Source organism: Nodosilinea sp. P-1105 (assembly GCF_012911975.1).
Lineage (GTDB): Bacteria > Cyanobacteriota > Cyanobacteriia > Phormidesmidales > Phormidesmidaceae > Nodosilinea.
The window spans coordinates 79,374-97,364 of record NZ_SMDQ01000004.1 but is presented as its reverse complement, the minus strand read 5'-3'; the positions used below and the strand labels follow the sequence as shown (position 1 = coordinate 97,364).

The following is a 17,991-nucleotide window of genomic DNA, read 5'->3' as shown; positions in this document are numbered from 1 at the left end:
CACTATGGGTAGCCTATCTGAATATAGGAAGGGCAGCAGTTTTGAGACAGCGCATTCGACTCGGGTTGCTTGTATTGATCGGGCTAGTTGTCAGCTTGTGGCTGGCCCTACAGCCAGATGCCCTGGTTCAGGCGACAGAGCCCGGGGTCAGGATTGGTCAAACCCCACCCATGACAGAGTCGCCCCCCGATGAGTCAGAACCGCCCCAGACCCAGGGAAACGCGGCTAATGGTGCCACCCTCAAGCCCTTTGACGAGGTGGTTAAAGATTTAGAGGTCTCGGAGGGATACTTCAACCTATACCGCGATCCCGAGCGACCCCGAGCGCTATTGGGGATCAAACCCCAGCAGCTCAACCAAAATTTGCTGTTGATTGCCACCCTGGAATCGGGACTGGGGGAGGCCGGACTGTTTCGGGGCTGGCCGATCAACGATTTGATGATTCAATTTCGCCAGGCCCCCGATAACAAGCTGCACGTGGTGGTGCCCAATGTCTATTTCCGCCATCCCCACAGTCGGCCCCAAGACCGCCAATTGCTGCAAGAGTCCTTTAGCGACTCAATGCTGTTTGTGCTCAACGTGATCAGCATCCATCCCGACACCGGGGAAATGCTCATTGATCTAGGGAACTTCTTAATTGACCGCGACCCCGCTAACCTGACGGCAGCTTTCTCTTGGGCGTTGGGCGGCTACTCCCTGAACCCTGAAGCGTCTTACTTAGGGGAGATCAAGGCTTTTCCCAACAACCTGGAACTGGAAACAGTGCTGGGCTATAGCGGCGGCGGCGGTGGCGGTGGCGCCATGGCGCTATTTTTTCGGGGATTGACGACGCTCCCAGATGCGCGGGGATTTAGCCTGCGGGTGCGGTATAGTCTATCGCCGTTGCCTAATAACCCTGCCTATCAGCCCCGGGCCGCCGATGAGCGGGTGGGCTATTTTATTACCGCCTACCGGGCACCCGTGCGGCAACAAACCTCTGACCCGTTTGTACGCTATATCCACCGCTGGCATTTAGAAAAGCAAGACCCGAGCGCCGCCATCTCCCCAGTCAAGCAACCGATTGTCTTTTGGATTGAAAATACTGTGCCGGACCAGTATCGGGGGGTGATTCGCGAGGGCATTGAGTTGTGGAACATCGCCTTTGAGCAGGCTGGGTTTAAGGATGCTGTTCAGGTGCGGCAAATGCCTGCCAATGCTGACTGGGATCCGGCGGATGTGCGCTATAACGTGGTTCGCTGGTCTGACTCGTTTTTCTCAGGTATTTTGGGCCTGGGTCCCTCCCGCGTCAACCCCCTTACCGGGGAAATTCTGGATGCCGATGTGGTGTTGGATGCCGGTGTGATTGGCTACCTGAACCAGCAATACCGCACTTTTGAGGCGATCCTGGGTTCTGAGGCTGAAACGGCGATGTTGCAGTTGTGCGGTCATCCCTTAGAGGGTCGCCTGATTCAGCGGTTAGGCGGTGACCCCGCCGCTGCGAGTCCCCCCGGTATGTTAGCCAACCAGGTGGACTATTGTGCCGGGTTTAAGGCGTCTCAACAAATGGCCTTTGGGGCTCTGGCGCTGAATACCCTGGCGCCTCCCTTTGAGACCCAGGCGGCTCGGGAGAAGTATATTCAACAGTTTTTGCGATCGCTGACGGCCCACGAAATCGGCCATGTTTTAGGACTGCGACACAACTTTCTAGGTAGCACCCTACTGGCCCCCGACCACCTCAATGACGTAGATAAGACCCGTACCATGGGTATGGTCAGCTCGGTGATGGACTATCTGCCCCCGAACCTAGCCCTTCCCGGCCAGCCCCAAGGGGACTATTTCCCCACCACCCTAGGCCCCTACGACCGGTGGGCGATTGAGTATGGGTATAAACCCGTGAGTGGCCCAGGGACGGCTCAGCGGCAGCTACAACAGATTGCAGCCCGATCCGGTGGTTCTGATCTGGCCTATGCCGCCGACGAAGATATCTGGGACTTTATTGACCCCAAAGCCGCCGCCTGGGATCTGAGCAGTGACCCCCTGGGCTACGCCCAAGGCCAACTGGCTAACGCCCATGCCATTTGGGACAGACTTAACTGGTTTTCGCTCAACCCTGGGGAAAGCTATGGCCAACTGCGCCGCCGGGTGGACCTGGTGTTTGAATACTATTTGCACCAGGCGATGACCATTTCTAACTACATTGGTGGGCAGCGATTTAACCGCACCGATCCCTGGGCCTCTCGGGGCCAACGACCCTTTGAGCCCCTATCAGGAACAGAGCAGCGTCGCGCTCTGGAGACGCTACGGGCAGAGGTGTTTGCTGCTGATGCCCTGCAATTCTCGCCAGAGTTTCTGAATTTGCTAGCGCCCGATCGCTGGTGGCACTGGGGTAAACCGCTAACCGTTTATCCCCTGGACTACCCGATCTATAATCGGATTTTGTTTGTGCAGGCGATCGCCCTGAGTGACGTGCTCTACGGGGAGCGTCTGATTCGCCTGCGAGATGCCGAACTGCGCACCATTGAGGCCGAACCTTTCACCCTAGCCGAGTTGTTTGACACCCTCAGCCAGACCATCTGGGCCGAAGTGCTGACCCCAGGGCCAGATCCGACCCCGATGTCTAGCCTGCGCCGTGGCTTGCAGCGCCACCACTTGAACATTTTGACCAGCCTGTTTTTACGCAACCCCGATGCTGCGGCCAATGCCCCGAGCTTACTTGAGGCGATCGCGATCGATACCACCTATGGGGCCCCCGAAGATGCCCGGCTCCTGGCTCGCTACCACTTGCGCCAACTACAAGGGGCTGTTGCCAACTACTTGAGGCGCCATGGTCAGCGGTTAGATGTCACCACCCAGGCTTATCTCGAGGATGTCAGCGATCGCATCACCGCTGTACTGAATGCTCCCCTAATTCGGCAATAGAAGTCCTCTCCTATAAAGATTTCGTGATTTTCCCCCAGGTGTTGTGAAACACCTTAGGCATCAAGATGGTATTGTAGATCGGGTCAATCTCACCGAGATGTCATTACCATAAGGGTTCTCGTCTACCACGCAAGGTTTATACCCAGCTGGGCAAACTAAATTGCTGGTGTTTTGGTGTTTCCACAGGTTATCCATGCTGAGTGCTCTAGTTGCTTTAACCGTTTCCCCCCTTTTTGCTCAACTACCCCAGGGAGAAATAACAGAGCCCACCGAGACCAAAACTGTCGTCATTCCTCGGGATGATGCCTACGCCGAAGTGATTCGTTACCAGGATGTACGGCCTCTACCCGGCGCATTAGATGACATCCCCGTGTTTAACAGCAACAGCCCGGAGGTGGTCCAACGGGAAGGGGTTTTGCTGTCTACGTTTCCCAAAGACGGCATGAGTCACCCCGATGCCCACTTGAATTACGCCTTTAATGGGCGGTTTGATATTTTTGCCCACCACATTGCCCGGGGTACCAACCCCAACGACCGGCGTACGTTGTTCCTGGGGGTCGTGCTCTACAACCCAGGGGATGAGCCGGTAGAGGTGGCTGTACACCAAGGGGTGACCTATTTAAGTCAAGAAGCCCCGTTCCGGGATTTGCCAGCGGCTCGCCTCAGTACCAACGGTAATGTCTATGCCGGGCCTGGCAGCCGCACCACCACTGATATGCTGCGGGGAGCCAGTCAGGATCACTGGCCAAAAAGTGTCACCATTCCCCCAGGGCATGTTCATTTGTTGATGAACACTCCAATTCCCTTACGGCAGTTAACGGTACCCGTCAACGGCAGTCATCCCCAGGGGGAAGCTATTCCCAAGCCTTCCCAGCGGCCAGCCACCCTGACCGCCGCCCAAGCTCAAATCAACATTGGTGACAATGGTGATCAAGCTGTTCCCCGACCGGTTCCCCAGGGGGAGTTGCCTAGCAACGGCCGGACAGCCATGATGTACCTGACCAGCAACGGGCCGGTGCATGTGGCCAGCCTAGCCAAATATGCTGATACCATGCCCAACGGCAACGAACGGGTGCCTACTCTGCGGGACTGGTTGCGGGTGCTAAAAGAAGGCCAACTGGCTGGGCCTCGGGATATCCCCCCCTCTAACCCAGAAACCTATCGATTTGGTCGGTTTTACTATGGCCGGGTAGCCGGGGTGGCTAAGGGGTCAACCTGGCGTAGCATCTTAACTGACAATGCTGACAGTGATGTGCTCACCATTCCCGCCCCAGGTAATGCCTTTTCCTATGTGATTAGCTCGGTTGACCGCAATACCTTTGGTACCGGCCAAATTCAGAGTGCCCCGATGCTGGCCCGCTACCCTGACACGGCCTACCGGGCCCATGGGAATTATGGCATTCGCTATAGCCTCAAGCTGCCACTCTACAACAACCGGGGGGAAGATCAGACCATCACGGTTAAATTTCAAACCCCCATGGGTGACGAACAATTGACTAATGGACTGCGGTTTCGTCGCCCCCCCGAGAACCGAGTTTTCTTTCGGGGCACCGTGCGCATGAAGTTCAAGAACCATCTGGGGCTAGAGCGCACCCATTATGTGCATCTGGTGCAGCGCCGGGGGCAAGAGGGAGACCCCTTGCTACAGCTCAAAATTCCAGCCGAAGCTCGCCAAGATTTAGAGTTGGACTTTATCTATCCCCCTGACGCTACCCCGCCCCAGGTGGTCACTGTGCTGAATGGCGGCATCCCAGAGGTGTTTGAAGCCGAAGTTGAAGAACGCGATCAATCGCCTGCCCTAAGCCGCGATTTGTAGCTTTTGCTCAGTAGAGTTCGCCCATAGACTATTTCCCAGAGCTGCATCTAACAGTCCCTGGGAAACAGGATGTCCAGGCCACATCACGGCCAGCGTAAGATCTGGCGTTGTCTACGGGTAATACTAAATCCGAATAAGCGCCCCCTATTGGATAGGGCCATTACCTCACCTACTGAGCCCATCATTGCTCATGTCATAGATACCCCAGTCGCGCATGCCCCATCTGTCTAGGGTAGATGCCGCCTGCATCATCGCCTGGTTGTCTCCCTGTAAGGTCAGTAAATAGGCTCCATTAAATGGCGGGAGCTTCATCGCTCGTGATAGGGAGCTCGGCGAACTGAAAGAAAGAAATAAAGGACAGGGGATCTCGGCCTTTGGACTGACTGTTGGCTTAGGTGTGGCTCAATGTCGGAGTCTCTGAACCATGGTTCTCCTTAACCCAGAGGGCCAACCCGCCGCCTCGTCCTCGGGCGGCCATGTAGTCTGAAGTAACGGCAAAAAAAGCAAAGAAGGGTAACTTACCGATGGGGGTTTGGGAAAACGTTTCGGCCTGAGCTTGGCCACTGCCCAGGGCTAGATTTAGCACCTTAAGGCGTCCCAGAAAAACCTGGAGCCGCGCAAAGTCAAAGGCCAGCAAGTTCTTTTTAGACTGCCATTTCGCCGGTCCTGTGAACCGTAGCTTCAGCGGCCCCACCCGCAACTGATTTTGTACTGTCAGGTCGCCTGTATTGTCGGCCTCTCGGCCAAAGGCAATGGTGGCCACCGCTAACCGAGGCAGATAAAATCCTTTTCCCACAGGCTCCCCTGCTTTATAGGCAGGTTTTTTAGGGGCTGTAAATTGCAGTCGCCAGGTGCCTAAAAGTGCCTCTCCCGAAAAGATTTGATGCTGCTGCTTGGTTTGTCGCTCTAGAGCTAGCAGCGCCGCGAGCACAGTATGACCAGGGGGACGACTACCCTCTCCAGCCGCCTGAGCCAGAGTCACAGCGGCCTGGTCAGCCGCTGCATCTGGCCCTGAAACCGCCAAATTTTGAGCTGCCATAGTGTGCTTCTCCCCAAGAGTCTTTCTTCTATTATGCCAAGGAGCTCTCGGGGCTCTGGCATAATGAGGGCTCAATGCCCATCGTTTCTGGTTGCCCATGGCCACAACTCCTCGCCAGCGCTTTCCCCTCCTGTTTCGAGCTGTGATCTCCCGCCAGGGGGCGAATGTGTCGGTACTGCTGATGGGTATTGGCCTGGTAATTACCCTGGGGTTTGTGGCGATCGCCCTGTTATCTCCCACCCTACAAACCTGGGGACTCTTGCAAAACCCAATTACAGCCCTGCAAAACCCGATTCACCAACCGCCTTCAGCAGCGCATTGGTTTGGCACCACCCGCCAGGGCTACGATGTGTTTTCTCGCACCTTGTTTGGCAGTCGAGCTGCCTGGCAGGTGGTGATTTTAGCCACCCTGATGAGCGTGATCATCGGCGTCCCCCTGGGCATGGTCAGTGGCTACCTGGGGGGCTGGCTTGATCGGGCGCTGTTGTTTTTTATGGACACCATCTATACGCTACCCGGGTTACTGCTATCGGTGACCCTGGCTTTTGTAGTGGGGCGGGGGGTGCTAAATGCCGCGATCGCCCTCAGCATTGCCTACATCCCTCAATATTATCGGGTGGTGCGCAACCACACGGTCAGCATCAAAACCGAACTCTACATCGAAGCGGCCCAGGCGATGGGGGCCGATACCTGGACTGTTCTCAGCCGCTACCTGTTTTTGAATGTAATTCAAAGTGTGCCTGTGCTGTTTACCCTGAATGCGGCCGATGCCATTTTGGTGCTGGGGGGGCTGGGTTTTCTGGGGTTGGGTTTACCCGAACAGGTGCCTGAATGGGGGGCTGATATTCGCCAGGCGTTAGATGCTCTACCCACGGGCATTTGGTGGACGGCCCTATTCCCTGGGCTGGCCCTTACCCTGATGGTGACTGGATTATCCCTGGTGGGTGAAGGGTTGAATGAACTGATGAACCCTTTACAACGACGGCATAACTGGCGGTAGCCTGTGCCAGATCAACGTTTATCTCTGGTTTTGCCGCGATCGCGTCCGTTGTCGGGTCATCGGGACTGACGGGTTACAGCCAGATCTATGGCTACATTGGGGCTACATTGGGGAGAGTGAGCAGCGGCGCAGGAACAGGTCATGAGCAAGATTCTATTTTTAGTATCAGCCGTAGTAGCCTGTGGTCTGGGGTTTTGGCTGACCCAGCGACTACAGCGCCAACTGGGCCGCCGATCCAGTCCGGGGCGCTCCCCGTTACCCTCGCCGCCGCCAGAACTAGCTCGTCAGGTCAAAGAGCGGTTAGCAGAGGGGAAGACCATTGAGGCGATTAAGCAGGTGCGCCGCGTCACCGGTTGGGACTTGCGGACCAGTACGGCCTATGTGGATCAGATTCGCCAGCAAATATTAGAGAGTTGAGATCCAAGTGTTAATCTGTAGTGTGGTTTGCTGTAAATTCGTCGTTCTCTAATGGTTGACCCTGCTTTCCTGCGTTCCTTAGTCTGGACAGACTATCGGTTAGCGGTTTTGTTTACGGTGCTTTTGCCGCTGGTGCTGCTGATTTGGGCCTTTGTCCAAAAAAACGAAGCGGTCCAACATTTGCTGACCATTTACTGGAAGGTGGCCAGTCTGCTGATGATCACGGTTTATCTGATGATTGGCGGGTTTAACATTAGTTTTTTGGCCGCCCTGATGGCGCGGGTGTTGATTCCCATTGGCCTCTGGTTTTGGCTTGACCTTAATGAAGAAATTCGTGAACAACCTGACTCAGTGCTGAAGCTCAGCTTTAATTCGTGGCGCTGGGCTGTCACCATTTACAACATTCTGGGGGCAGCCATCTTGCTGCCGTTTTTGCCCTGTGCGTTTTCGGCCACACGCTTTGCGGCCGCTGACTGTCAACTGTGGCTCGATCCACCGTTGTTGTACCGGGAATATTTCCATGCCGGGTACACCTATGGATTTCTGGGCTTTTTTGGCATTGTCGGTCTGGTGATCTATGTGGCGTCACTGGCCTGGTTTGTGTTTGTGCGCCTGGGTAAGCAAGGCCGCCAAGCCATGAATTAACCATGTCAACCACGACCCCCGGCTATCGGTTAGAACAATACAGCCTCAAACATCCCCAGGTGGTGCTGTTGGTGCAGGCCCTGGTCGAGGGCGAGATGGATCAGGTGTTGATCTTCAAGGGGTTCTCAAGTTCCCTGGTGCGCCCCACAGCCTTCGATCCAGACGTACCAGTACTGCCAGCGACGGCGGCTATTCAGGCGGTGGATATTTTGGCTGGCCCCTATACCCCTGAGAGCCCTCGCTACTTACATCAGGGGCTATCGTGGTCACAAATGCTCACCTTCCTGGACAATGCTGGTGTTTGATTCGATGCAGTGTCTGGCTTTACGCAACGGTAGGCGATCGCGATGGACTTTCCAACCTTAGCCCAGGCCCTAGTCGACGCCGGGCGATTCTTGTCCAGCCAGGGGTGGGCCCCAGCCACCAGTGGCAACTATTCAGCCCGGTTAGCCGACAACCAGGTGGCCATTACCCGGTCAGGCCGACCTAAGGGACGCCTCACCACCGATGACATTATGGTGGTTGATGGAGCGGGGCAACCGCTTACCCCTGGACAGCGTTCCTCGGCTGAAACCCAACTGCACACGAGGTTGTACCAACAGTTCCCAGCGGTAGGGGCGGTCCTCCATACCCACTCTGTGGAGTGTGTTGCCCTGTCCCGCTGGTACCAGAGGCAGGGCCAAGATAGCCTGATACTGACGAATTACGAGCTACTGAAGGCCTTTCCAGGCATTACCAGTCATGCCATGGAGGTAGTGATTCCAATTGTGGCCAACAGCCAAGATATGCCCGCTCTGGCGGATGAGGTGTTAACCCAGTTAGCCCATGTGCCCTACCCAGTCGGCTATATGATTGCTGGCCATGGCCTGTATAGCTGGGGGGCAACGGTTGCCCAGGCGCTGATCGCCACGGAAGCCCTGGAGGTACTCGTCAGCTGCGCCCTGCGGGAGACACGGCTGCCCTAGGGGTCTGTCAAGCTAGAAGTGATGGGGCAACAGGGTCTGCGGTGCACGGTCTACGGTACACAGCTCGCCTTAAACCGCTTACCATGAACCCTAAATCACATCTCCCGTCATTGTTTTGACTGAACATTAGAACCGACATAACCCACATAGCCTATTGACACTAGAACCCTTGGAAGACAGGGAATTCATTTTCTGCCTTTTGCCTTCTGCCTTTTGCCTTCTGCCTTTTGCCTTCTGCCTTCTGTCCTATGCTGCTATTCGATCGCCACCCAATTCAAGCTATTGTTTGCGATATTGAGGGCACCACCAGCGATATCGCTTTTGTCAAAAACGTCCTGTTTCCCTATGCCACAGCCCGGATTGCAGCGGTGATGGGGCAAATTGCTGAAACCAAAGCAGGGCAAGACATTTTAGCCCAGGTCCGGGATGAAGTAGGGGAGCCTGATTTGGGGCTAGACGATGCGATCGCCCAATTGCTCTCCTGGGCCAAAGCCGATCAAAAAGTCACTCCCCTGAAAACCCTGCAAGGCATCATCTGGGCAGAGGGCTACCGCACTGGGGCTTACACCAGCCACATCTATGACGATGCCGCCGACTACTTAAGCCGTTGGCATCAGCAAAGCATCCCGATTTACATCTACTCATCGGGGTCTATTGCGGCCCAAAAACTCCTATTTGCCCACACCACCGCTGGTGACCTTACCCCTTGCCTGCAGGGCTATTTCGATACCACCACCGGCCCCAAGCTAGACCCCGATTCCTACCGCATTATCGCCAGGACCTTGGCCATTCCCCCCCAGGAACTGCTGTTTCTGTCAGACCACCCTGGCGAACTGGATGCCGCTGCACAGGCGGGCTGGCAGGTGTGTGCTATCCAGCGCCCCGGCACCCCAGGCTTTGCCCCAGAACGGCGAGTAGTGAAGCAGTTTGACCAACTTCCCTTGCAGCAGGCTGGGGCCTAGGGCGTTATTGAATAGGTGCTGGGTGCCGGGTGTCGGGTGTTGGGTGCCGGATGCCCGGAGGGCGGGGTGGGTCCCCTCTTGGGAGGGGTACCGGGAGGGTGGAGTGGGTTAGGAGGGGATCAAACCCGCCTACAGCTTGGCCCGAATCGTAAACGAATAATCTCCCCCTGGTTCCAACTGGTAGTCAAACCGTTCCAGAAACCGGCTCAGGGGCTCGCGAATCAGCGCCCGGCCCAGGGATGGTTCAACTTGCAGGTGTCCTTGACGAAAGCGCCACTGAAACTGCCATTCGTAAGCATTTGCTCGCACTTCTCCCTCAATCCGACCCTGAGTCCAAGACTGATGGGTAATGCGAACATAGGCGGTGGTTTGAGGTCGATGGATGGTCACGGATGCAAGGAAATGGTCTAGGTCTAGGGTTAACTCGAAACGGCGACACAACGGCACCTTACTAGGTACCATAACTGTACCGTCAGAATTGGTCTACCCCTGATCCTGAATCAAGGGTTGGGCAGAGACTTGCTTGTAACCAATCGGTAGAATTTCATTAGGCAACTATTCAACCCAAGGCGAAAAAACGGTAGCCTAAGGAGACATCAAATGTTATCTGTCCCTGTGTGTTCGGTATCTTGACAGGTGTGGGACACCTTTTTATCTACACCTCCTGCCCTCGATTAGCAATTGGAAACCGCCTGTGCCCAAGGTCGGCATTATCTACAACGACATTAAGCCAGTGGCTCAGCAGGCTGCCCTTGAATGGCAAGACAAGCTGACCGCCCTTGGCTATGATGTCAGCTTGGCTACCGGTGTAGGTGGTATTTTGGGCTACTCTAGCCCCGAGCGCCCCCTGTGTCATACCCCTTTAGACAGCCTGGTGCCCCCAGAATTTGACGAGGATATGCTGTTTGCCCTGGTGCTGGGGGGCGATGGCACCGTGCTCTCGGCGTTTCGCCAGATTGCCCCGATTGGGGTTCCCCTGCTCACGGTCAACACCGGCCACATGGGCTTTTTGACAGAAACCTATCTCAACCAGCTGCCCCAGGCCCTTGACCAGGTTTTAGCAGGAGATTTCCAGGTCGAAGAGCGGGCCATGCTGGCGGTCAAGCTGTTTCACCATCAAACCCTGATTTGGGAAGCCCTGTGCTTGAATGAAATGGTGCTGCACCGAGAGCCCCTGACCAGCATGTGCCACTTTGAGGTGGGCATTGGTCATCACTCGCCAGTGGATATCGCGGCTGACGGCATTATTATTTCTACCCCCACCGGTTCTACGGCCTACTCCCTGTCTGCGGGGGGGCCGGTGATTACCCCGGGGGTATCTGTGACCCAGCTAATTCCCATTTGCCCCCACTCCCTGGCCTCGCGGGGGCTGGTGTTTCCTGACCACGAACCCGTGAGTATTCATTCGGCCAACACGGACCCGTTGGTGATGATTGTGGATGGCAATGCAGGCTGCTATGTGATGCCAGAGGACTGGGTCAGCACCTGTCGTGCCCCCTACAGTGCTCGGTTCATTCGACTGCGATCGCCTGAGTTTTTCAAAGTGCTGCGGGAAAAGCTGGGCTGGGGGCTCCCCCATATTGCCAAACCCACCTCGGTGGAACTGCCCTGAGCCGCCCTAGAAGAACACGTCGTTCTTCATGCGGCCAGTGTTCTTCATCCAGTTTTGGGCCTCAATGTAGTTGTTCGGAGCGATGCTAACCGCTTCCAACCAGTAGCGGGCCGCTTCGTCAAACCAGGTTTCGGCGGCGTCGTTGTCGCCGCTGGCTTCGGCCTGCTCACCCTTGTAGTGGTAAATCACGGCAATGTTGTTCAACGCCTGACACATGCGGGGGTTGAGCTCTAAGGCAGCTTGGTACTTTTCTAGGGCCACCTCGTGTTCCCCATTGCTGGCGTGGATCAGCCCCATATTGTAGAGAATAAAGCTTTTGTCGTAGGGGTCTTCTTCTAGGGTTAGGGCTTCGCGGTAATTTTCCATGGCCTCGGCATATTCCCCATCCGCCTGGGCTGACATGCCATCTCGGTAGTAGGCAAAGGCTTCCTTTTCGTTCTTTTTGGCTGGCATCATCTTGAGGATCATGTCGGCCATGACGGTGAAGGATTTGTCGATGAAGTTGTCGTTGCGTTGGGTTCTTGGCATGGGTAACGACGGGCAATGGGGACAAGTACACCATTAAGCCTAGCAAACCCCGGCCTCTGGAACCTAACCATTGCGCTGTGTTAATAGAAATGTGCTCCCAAAGGTCTTCAGGAATGCGACATCTCGGGCTACCTACTCTCCAGCGGTGGACAATGCCCTACGGGGGCAATACTGGCTGACTTGAAGCAGGGGCGCCCTTTATCGGATGTGTCCTAACTTAAATCGCTGGGTTCCCCAGGGAAAAAACTGTCGGCTAACACCTGTGTTAAGGCATAGGGGCACTCTGCTGGAAAGGTTGAGGCGGGTAAGTCTGTGTCCCCCATGGCTAAATCTCGGGCATTGGCATAGGCTTCAGTCAACGCCTGCTCCAGGTAGGCTTTCAGGCTGGGATTGTCGTTAAGCAGGCGGAGGATGTCGCGGCGCTGCACTCGTAGGGTCGCTAGCCAACTGCGGCTGCGCCGATGGGGTTGGTATTCCCATTTCAGCAGATGCCCGATCAAGACGCTGAGTCGGTTGCGAAGCTCCTGGCGCTGCTGCTTCCCCAACGATTCAATCTCCTCAATTAAATTGGGCAGGTCAATGTGGTGCCACTGCTGACGGCGGAGTAAATCAGCCTGGTGCTGACTCCAGGCATAAAAGTCTTGCTCGTAAAGATTGGCTGATGGGGGGGTGGCGTCGGGGGCCGTCATGGTGGTACCCACTGCAACAGCATTATTCTATGACGGCGATCGCCAGTGCTGCTGCCGTTATGCAGTTAAATGGGGAATGGTTTGAGTGCAGCCCGAATGGTGTGAGGCCCTGTGTCAGATTCTAAACCAACCCGTTCATTGGCCAATATCGCTGGCATTGTGGCGATCGCCACCCTGATCAGCAAATTCTTTGGGCTGTTTCGCCAGCAGGCGATCGGGGCGGCCTTTGCGGTGGGGCCGGTGGCCGATGCCTATAGTTTTGCCTACATTATTCCTGGATTTTTGTTGATCTTGCTGGGGGGCATCAATGGTCCTTTCCACAGTGCGATCGTTAGTGTGGTGGCGCGCCAGGACCGCAAGGACACCGCTAAGCTGATCGAGGCGATCAATACCCTGGTGGGGCTGCTGCTGCTGGGGGTGTCGCTGCTGCTGTTTGCCCTGGCGGGGCCAATCATCGACACCATTGCCCCTGGCCTGGGTCAGCTAGAACCGGTGGCCCGGGACATTGCCGTATTGCAGCTGCGGATTATGTCCCCCATGGCGATGCTGGCGGGGCTAATTGGCATTGGCTTTGGGGCGCTCAACGCTGACAGTCAGTTTTGGCTACCGTCCATTAGCCCGATCTTTTCCAGCGGGGCGGTGCTGCTGGGGTTGGGGCTGCTCTATGCCGTGATTGGCGGAGACATCACCAGTCCCGAGTTCTATCTACTAGGGGGGGCGGTGCTGGCGGCCAGTACCCTCAGCGGTGCTTTTTTACAGTGGCTGGCGCAAATTCCGGCCCTGTGGCGATCGGGGCTGGGGCGGCTGCGGCTGCGGTTTGACTGGTCCATTCCGGGGGTGAAAGCGGTGTTTCGGGTGCTGATACCGGCGACCCTGGCCTCGGGGATGCTGCAAATTAACCTGTTTACCGATCTGTTTTTTGCCTCGTTTATTCCGGGCACGGCGGCGGGGCTAAACTATGCCAACCTGCTGGTCCAAACCCCCCTGGGCATTATTTCCAATGTGATTTTGGTACCGTTTTTACCGATATTTGCTCGCCTGGCCGCCCCTGAGCATTGGCCCGAACTCAAGACCCGCATCCGCCAAAGCCTGTTATTTACTGCCCTGACCATGCTGCCCCTGGGGGCGATGTTTGTGGTGCTGGCCCTGCCCATCGTGCGGATCATTTATGAACGGGGGGCCTTTGACCAGGACGCCTCGATTCTGGTGACCTCGCTGCTGATGGTCTATGGCATTGGCATGTTTGTCTACCTGGCCCGGGATGTGCTGGTGCGGGTGTTCTATGCGATCGGCGATGGCCAGACCCCCTTTCGCATCAGCCTGGTCAACATTGTGCTGAATGGGGGACTGGATTTTATCTTTATCCGCTGGCTGGGCGCCCCAGGCCTGGTGCTGGCTACGGTGGGGGTGAATGTGTTTTCTACCCTGGCGCTGGTGGCGATTTTGCACCGGCGGCTGGGGGGGCTGCCCCTGGTGAACTGGGGGGGCGCGATCGCCACTCTGGCCGGTTTAAGCGCGATCGCCGGTACCGCCGCCTGGGCCACCCTGCAAGGGCTAGAGACTTGGCTCGGTACCGAAGGACTGGGGATATTGTTGCTGCAACTGATCGTCCCTGGCAGCTTGGGGCTACTGGTGTTTGTGGCCGGGGCGCTGGCCTTACCCATCCCTGAAGCCAACCAATTAGCCGATCGCCTCAAGCAGCGGTTTTTACGCCGCTAAAGCGAACTGGAGTCCAAACTGGCGGCTTCTTCGGGGGACTGGGGCAGGTGCAGACCACATTCCTGCTTTAACCCCTTGAAGCGGGTATCCCGTTCATTGTCATCATCGGCGGTAATCGGGCGGCTGGAGTGCCAGTCACCCACGGATACATAGCCCTGGTCAAACAGGGGGTGGTAAGGCAAATCGTGGGCCGTCAGATACTGATACACGTCTTTCGAGGACCAGCGCAGGATCGGCAGCAACTTATACAGCCCCCCCTGCTGGCCAATGCGGTCCAGGGATTTGCGGTGGTCGGTTTGGTCGGCCCGCAGACCCGTCAACCAGGCGGTAGCCCCCAGTTCTGCCAGGGCCCGCTGCATGGGTTCTACCTTGCGGATTTGGTCATAGCGGTTGAGGGCCTCCACGTCATGCTGTTCCCACAGCTTGCCGTAGAGGGCTTCCATGCGGGCCGGGCTGAGGGCAGATTGATAGACCTTGAGGTTGAGGTTCAGCCGCTGGGTCAGGTCATCGGCGAAGCGATAGGTCTCCACCGGCAGGTAACCGGTATCAACCCAGATCACCGGGATTTGGGGCACCACTTGGGTGACTAGGTGCAGCATCACCGCCGACTGAATGCCGAAGCTGGTGCTCATCACCAGGCCCTCACCAAAGGTGTCGTAGCCCCAGCGCACCAGACTGGTGGCATCGGCATCCCCCAAGTCTCGATTAATCGATTTTAAATCGAGCACAGGACTCACCTGCCTCTTGCCGTGCAGTAGGGCGGCATGTGACATGGGGTTACTCCTTTGAACCTGGGCAACGGGACGACGGGATGACATACATCATCCCCCATAGTCCGACAGTAGACCATCTTTAGATCATAGATGACTGCGATCGCACAATTTTGTCAAAAAAAACCAGTTATTTCCGGTAAACCGACCTGAGGGGATCCATAGTTTGCCCATAGACCTGACCCCAAATCCCCCGTAAAATGGCCTCCATTGTGATTTTTTCCTGGCCAACTAAAGGCGATCGCCATGACCTTAGACCCCGCTTACCCCCGTGACCTGATCGGCTACGGTGCCCACCCGCCCCAGCCCCAGTGGCCTGGGGATGCCCGCATTGCCGTACAGTTTGTAATCAACTACGAAGAAGGGGGGGAAAACTGCATCCTGCATGGCGATCGCGCTTCCGAAGCCTTTTTATCTGAAACCGTGGGGGCGGCCCCCCTGCCGGGGGTGCGCAACATGAACATGGAGTCGATGTACGAATACGGCAGTCGGGCTGGGTTCTGGCGACTACACCGGCTGTTCACCAGCCGGGGGCTACCCGTCACCGTCTATGCTGTGGCCATGGCCATGGCCCGCAACCCCGAGGCTGTGGCCGCCATGGTAGACGCTGACTGGGAAATCGCCAGTCACGGCTACCGCTGGATTGATTATCAATATGTCGGGGCTGACACCGAGCGGGAGCACATTCGCCAAGCCATTAACATTCACACCCAGGTGGCGGGTACTCGTCCCCTAGGGTTTTACCAGGGGCGCAACAGCCCCAACACCCGGGCCCTGGTAGTAGCAGAAGGAGGCTTTCTCTACGATGCCGATAGCTATGCCGATGACCTGCCCTACTGGGTCACCGACTACGGTAAGCCACACCTGGTGATTCCCTACACCCTCGACAACAACGACATGCGCTTCGCCACCTACGCTGGGTTCAACTCGGGGGACCAGTTTTTTACCTATCTGCGGGATGCCTTTGACACCCTTTATGGCGAAGGTCAGGAGGCTCCCAAAATGATGAGTATTGGCCTGCACTGTCGCCTTGCCGGGCGGCCCGGTCGCACAGCGGCGTTGGCCCGGTTTTTGGACTATGTGCAGGGGCACGATCGCGTTTGGATCTGCCGCCGGGTGGACATTGCTCGCCATTGGCACCAGCACCATGCTTTGCAATGAAGCCATCGCCCAATTCCTCGTCAGGGCGGACACATGGGTCCACTTACGGATTGCCAAATTGCTCGCCAGGGCGGACACATGGGTCCGCCCCTACGTCATCCTTACCTTTGAGGAATCCATCTGCGTCAAACGACCGCCAGCCGTGGGTACGGCGGTGGGCTGAATGACCTGCGATCGCCCCAGACCCCGACCGCTAATGCACCCTACGATTTCAACAATTCAAAATCCAAAATCCAAAATCTCCCCCGACCGGTGCATTGCGGCCCCAGGTTGACCACCAAGGCCCCGACCCCGACCGCTAATGCACCCTACGATTTCAACAATTCAAAATCCAAAATCCAAAACCTCCCCATCTCCCCATCCCCCCATCTCCCCATCTCCCCCACTCCCCTATGTCAGAGAAAAACCACAATAGAACGCCCCAGAACGATCTACCCTAGGTGAGATATCCCCTATCCCCCGTTGTCTAGTTCTGGTTGAGGTGTGGCTATGCCCCCATTAGCTTTGGCAAACCGCGTTACCCAGGTGACGCCGTCCATGACCCTGGCGATTTCTGCTAAGGCCAAAGTCATGAAGGCGGACGGTTTGCCGGTGTGCAGTTTTAGCGCTGGGGAACCGGACTTTGACACCCCTGACCATATCAAAGCGGCAGCCAAGGCGGCATTGGACCAGGGAAAAACCCGCTATGGCCCTGCGGCCGGGGAACCGGCCCTGCGGCAAGCCATTGCCAACAAGCTGCAAACGGACAACGACCTCTGCTATGGCCCCGAGAACATCATTGTCACCAACGGCGGCAAGCATTCCCTCTATGGTTTGATCATGGCCCTGATTGAGCCCGGCGATGAGGTGATTATTCCGGCCCCCTACTGGGTCAGCTACCCAGAAATGGTGACCTTAGCGGGGGGCATCCCGGTAATTGTGCCCACCACTGCTGATCAGGGCTATCGCATTACTCCGGAACAGCTGCGCCAGGCGATTACCCCCAAAACCAAGCTGTTTGTGCTCAACTCTCCCTCGAACCCCACCGGCATGGTGTACGCCCCAGAAGAAATTAAAGCGCTGGCGGATGTGGTGGTCAAGGCTGACATTTGGGTGGTGTCCGACGAAATCTACGAAAAAATTCTCTACGATGGGGCCACCCACCTGAGTATTGGGGCTGTTTCCCCCGCCGCCTTTGAGCACACCATCATTAGCAATGGCTTTGCCAAGGCCTATTCCATGACCGGCTGGCGGGTAGGCTACCTGGCCGGGCCAGCGGAATTGATTAAAGCGGTGAGTACCCTGCAAAGCCACAGCACCTCGAATGTCTGTACCTTTGCCCAATACGGGGCGATCGCTGCCTTAGAAGGTCCCCAAGACTGTGTAGCAACTATGGGGCAGGCCTTTGCCGAGCGCCGCCAGGCCATTATTCAGCGCTGTCGTAGTATTCCTGGGCTCAGCTGTGGGGCGCCTCAGGGAGCCTTTTACCTGTATGTGGATATCCAGCCCGTAGGTCTTTCCTCCCTGGACTTTTGTACCCAGCTGCTGGACGAACACTACGTGGCCACCATTCCCGGCAGCGCCTTTGGTTCCGAAGGTACAATTCGCATCTCCTACGCCACGGATATGGAAACAATTTTGGCCGGGATGGATCGCCTGGAAGCATTTGTCAAAGACCGACTCGGCTAAGTCTGGACCCTGCGATTTACATGACGACTGGTGTCGCCTTCTTTAGTTTTGGCCGAAAACAGGAATACTAGACAATAACTACTGACATTTCTGGTCCATGGGT

General features: G+C 56.5%; 18 protein-coding genes. 12 read left to right on the top strand and 6 right to left on the bottom strand.

Features of this window, described 5'->3' with window-relative positions; translation table 11 throughout:
• Positions 1 to 41: 41 nt before the first annotated feature.
• On the top strand, positions 42 to 2,897 hold the full coding sequence (locus E1H13_RS03190; protein WP_206069952.1) for a zinc-dependent metalloprotease: 2,856 nt from the start codon (positions 42 to 44) through the stop codon (positions 2,895 to 2,897).
• Between the two features lie 193 nt (positions 2,898 to 3,090).
• The gene (locus E1H13_RS03185) at positions 3,091 to 4,713 is read left to right on the top strand and encodes a DUF3370 domain-containing protein (protein ID WP_169611956.1); all 1,623 of its coding nucleotides are present in this window, start codon (positions 3,091 to 3,093) and stop codon (positions 4,711 to 4,713) included.
• Between the two features lie 165 nt (positions 4,714 to 4,878).
• Here E1H13_RS03185 and E1H13_RS03180 read toward each other — a convergent pair whose 3' ends face one another.
• Complete coding sequence (locus E1H13_RS03180) at positions 4,879 to 5,025, bottom strand: hypothetical protein (protein WP_169611955.1); 147 nt, start codon at positions 5,023 to 5,025, stop codon at positions 4,879 to 4,881.
• 79 nt (positions 5,026 to 5,104) lie between these two features.
• The gene (locus E1H13_RS03175; protein ID WP_169611954.1) at positions 5,105 to 5,752 is read right to left on the bottom strand and encodes a hypothetical protein; all 648 of its coding nucleotides are present in this window, start codon (positions 5,750 to 5,752) and stop codon (positions 5,105 to 5,107) included.
• A 97-nt stretch (positions 5,753 to 5,849) separates the two neighbouring features.
• Here E1H13_RS03175 and E1H13_RS03170 point away from each other — a divergent pair, with 97 nt between their 5' ends.
• The 6 genes from E1H13_RS03170 to mtnC all read left to right on the top strand — a co-directional run bounded on the left by E1H13_RS03170 (position 5,850) and on the right by mtnC (position 9,741).
• On the top strand, positions 5,850 to 6,752 hold the full coding sequence (locus E1H13_RS03170; RefSeq protein WP_169611953.1) for an ABC transporter permease: 903 nt from the start codon (positions 5,850 to 5,852) through the stop codon (positions 6,750 to 6,752).
• A gap of 141 nt (positions 6,753 to 6,893) precedes the next feature.
• Positions 6,894 to 7,169 carry a hypothetical protein gene (locus E1H13_RS03165; RefSeq protein WP_169611952.1) on the top strand — a complete coding sequence of 92 codons (276 nt, stop codon included), beginning with the start codon at positions 6,894 to 6,896 and terminating at the stop codon, positions 7,167 to 7,169.
• A gap of 51 nt (positions 7,170 to 7,220) precedes the next feature.
• A complete protein-coding gene (locus E1H13_RS03160; RefSeq protein WP_169611951.1) occupies positions 7,221 to 7,814 on the top strand; it encodes a DUF3177 family protein in 594 nt (197 codons plus the stop codon).
• Between the two features lie 2 nt (positions 7,815 to 7,816).
• On the top strand, positions 7,817 to 8,119 hold the full coding sequence (locus E1H13_RS03155) for a hypothetical protein (RefSeq protein WP_169611950.1): 303 nt from the start codon (positions 7,817 to 7,819) through the stop codon (positions 8,117 to 8,119).
• A gap of 42 nt (positions 8,120 to 8,161) precedes the next feature.
• A complete protein-coding gene (locus E1H13_RS03150) occupies positions 8,162 to 8,779 on the top strand; it encodes a methylthioribulose 1-phosphate dehydratase (RefSeq protein ID WP_169611949.1) in 618 nt (205 codons plus the stop codon).
• A gap of 248 nt (positions 8,780 to 9,027) precedes the next feature.
• Complete coding sequence (gene mtnC / locus E1H13_RS03145; protein ID WP_169611948.1) at positions 9,028 to 9,741, top strand: acireductone synthase; 714 nt, start codon at positions 9,028 to 9,030, stop codon at positions 9,739 to 9,741.
• A gap of 129 nt (positions 9,742 to 9,870) precedes the next feature.
• On the opposite strand, the gene E1H13_RS03140 is transcribed toward mtnC, so the two are convergent.
• Entirely contained in the window at positions 9,871 to 10,131 is a 261-nt protein-coding gene (locus tag E1H13_RS03140) for a DUF3146 family protein (RefSeq protein ID WP_347404114.1), read from the bottom strand.
• 304 nt (positions 10,132 to 10,435) lie between these two features.
• On the opposite strand from E1H13_RS03140, the gene E1H13_RS03135 reads away from it, so the two are divergent.
• Positions 10,436 to 11,353, top strand: coding sequence for an NAD(+) kinase (locus E1H13_RS03135; RefSeq protein WP_169611946.1), 918 nt, complete (start codon positions 10,436 to 10,438; stop codon positions 11,351 to 11,353).
• Positions 11,354 to 11,359: 6 nt separating this feature from the next.
• Here the strand turns inward: E1H13_RS03135 and E1H13_RS03130 are convergent, their stop codons facing one another.
• Together E1H13_RS03130 and E1H13_RS03125 are read right to left on the bottom strand one after the other, a co-directional pair.
• Positions 11,360 to 11,881: a photosystem I assembly protein Ycf3 gene (locus tag E1H13_RS03130; protein WP_169611945.1), complete on the bottom strand. Its 522-nt coding sequence runs from the start codon at positions 11,879 to 11,881 to the stop codon at positions 11,360 to 11,362.
• A 212-nt stretch (positions 11,882 to 12,093) separates the two neighbouring features.
• Positions 12,094 to 12,570: a DUF29 domain-containing protein gene (locus tag E1H13_RS03125; RefSeq protein WP_169611944.1), complete on the bottom strand. Its 477-nt coding sequence runs from the start codon at positions 12,568 to 12,570 to the stop codon at positions 12,094 to 12,096.
• 111 nt (positions 12,571 to 12,681) lie between these two features.
• Between E1H13_RS03125 and murJ the strand changes: the two genes are divergently transcribed.
• Positions 12,682 to 14,289, top strand: a complete 1,608-nt coding sequence (gene murJ, locus E1H13_RS03120) for a murein biosynthesis integral membrane protein MurJ (protein WP_169611943.1) — start codon at positions 12,682 to 12,684, stop codon at positions 14,287 to 14,289.
• Here the strand turns inward: murJ and E1H13_RS03115 are convergent.
• Positions 14,286 to 15,062 carry a phosphoadenylyl-sulfate reductase gene (locus tag E1H13_RS03115; protein ID WP_206069950.1) on the bottom strand — a complete coding sequence of 259 codons (777 nt, stop codon included), beginning with the start codon at positions 15,060 to 15,062 and terminating at the stop codon, positions 14,286 to 14,288. The two genes, murJ and E1H13_RS03115, sit on opposite strands and share 4 nt — an antisense overlap.
• A 243-nt stretch (positions 15,063 to 15,305) precedes the next feature.
• Between E1H13_RS03115 and puuE the strand changes: the two genes are divergently transcribed.
• Entirely contained in the window at positions 15,306 to 16,220 is a 915-nt protein-coding gene (gene puuE, locus E1H13_RS03110; protein WP_169611941.1) for an allantoinase PuuE, read from the top strand.
• Between the two features lie 489 nt (positions 16,221 to 16,709).
• Positions 16,710 to 17,888, top strand: coding sequence for a pyridoxal phosphate-dependent aminotransferase (locus tag E1H13_RS03105; RefSeq protein WP_169611940.1), 1,179 nt, complete (start codon positions 16,710 to 16,712; stop codon positions 17,886 to 17,888).
• Positions 17,889 to 17,991 lie beyond the last annotated feature (103 nt).

What these genes read in the sequence shown, in the direction of transcription:
- E1H13_RS03185 (WP_169611956.1), top strand. Translation starts at nt 3,091, where the DNA reads ATGCTGAGTGCTCTAGTTGCTTTAACCGTTTCCCCCCTTTTTGCTCAA.
- E1H13_RS03180 (WP_169611955.1), bottom strand. Translation starts at nt 5,025, where the DNA reads ATGAAGCTCCCGCCATTTAATGGAGCCTATTTACTGACCTTACAGGGA.
- E1H13_RS03175 (WP_169611954.1), bottom strand. Translation starts at nt 5,752, where the DNA reads ATGGCAGCTCAAAATTTGGCGGTTTCAGGGCCAGATGCAGCGGCTGAC.
- E1H13_RS03170 (WP_169611953.1), top strand. Translation starts at nt 5,850, where the DNA reads ATGGCCACAACTCCTCGCCAGCGCTTTCCCCTCCTGTTTCGAGCTGTG.
- E1H13_RS03165 (WP_169611952.1), top strand. Translation starts at nt 6,894, where the DNA reads ATGAGCAAGATTCTATTTTTAGTATCAGCCGTAGTAGCCTGTGGTCTG.
- E1H13_RS03160 (WP_169611951.1), top strand. Translation starts at nt 7,221, where the DNA reads ATGGTTGACCCTGCTTTCCTGCGTTCCTTAGTCTGGACAGACTATCGG.
- E1H13_RS03155 (WP_169611950.1), top strand. Translation starts at nt 7,817, where the DNA reads ATGTCAACCACGACCCCCGGCTATCGGTTAGAACAATACAGCCTCAAA.
- E1H13_RS03150 (WP_169611949.1), top strand. Translation starts at nt 8,162, where the DNA reads ATGGACTTTCCAACCTTAGCCCAGGCCCTAGTCGACGCCGGGCGATTC.
- mtnC (WP_169611948.1), top strand. Translation starts at nt 9,028, where the DNA reads ATGCTGCTATTCGATCGCCACCCAATTCAAGCTATTGTTTGCGATATT.
- E1H13_RS03130 (WP_169611945.1), bottom strand. Translation starts at nt 11,881, where the DNA reads ATGCCAAGAACCCAACGCAACGACAACTTCATCGACAAATCCTTCACC.
- E1H13_RS03125 (WP_169611944.1), bottom strand. Translation starts at nt 12,570, where the DNA reads ATGACGGCCCCCGACGCCACCCCCCCATCAGCCAATCTTTACGAGCAA.
- E1H13_RS03115 (WP_206069950.1), bottom strand. Translation starts at nt 15,062, where the DNA reads ATGTCACATGCCGCCCTACTGCACGGCAAGAGGCAGGTGAGTCCTGTG.
- puuE (WP_169611941.1), top strand. Translation starts at nt 15,306, where the DNA reads ATGACCTTAGACCCCGCTTACCCCCGTGACCTGATCGGCTACGGTGCC.
- E1H13_RS03105 (WP_169611940.1), top strand. Translation starts at nt 16,710, where the DNA reads ATGCCCCCATTAGCTTTGGCAAACCGCGTTACCCAGGTGACGCCGTCC.